This is a genomic window from Ruminococcus sp. AM26-12LB (assembly GCF_003480785.1).
Classification (GTDB): domain Bacteria; phylum Bacillota; class Clostridia; order Lachnospirales; family Lachnospiraceae; genus Blautia_A; species Blautia_A fusiformis.
In genome coordinates, this window is the sequence record NZ_QUJX01000031.1 from 14,842 (window position 1) to 15,272 (window position 431).

The following is a 431-nucleotide window of genomic DNA, read 5'->3' on the forward strand; positions in this document are numbered from 1 at the left end:
TACCAGAAAGAAAAAAAGATGCTCCGGAACACACCGGCCGGATATAAAAAGGAATATCCATGGCTGAAAGAGGTGGATTCTCTTGCCCTGGCGAATGCGCAGCTGCATCTGGAAAGTGCGTTCCGGAAGTTTTTTCGGGAACCAGCCTGCGGATTTCCACGTTATAAATCAAAGAAGCATGCAAGAAATTCATATACGACCAATGCACTAAACGGAAATATCCTTTTGCAGGATACCTATCTGAAGCTTCCAAAGATGTCCGTCATAAGGATAAAACTTCACCGTCAGATTCCATCAGACTGGAAACTGAAGTCTGTAACTGTGAGCCGTGAGCCATCCGGGAAATATTTAGCCAGCCTTTTGTTCTGCTGTGAGAACCAAACAGTGGAAAAAAGACCGGCAGAGAGATTTCTTGGGATCGATTTTGCCAT

The 431-nt window shown here is 44.8% G+C and carries 1 protein-coding gene; it reads left to right on the top strand.

Annotated features, from left to right (window positions below; genetic code table 11):
* Positions 1–431: transposase (locus DW694_RS16305; protein WP_286187264.1), on the top strand; the 431-nt coding region annotated here is incomplete at both ends.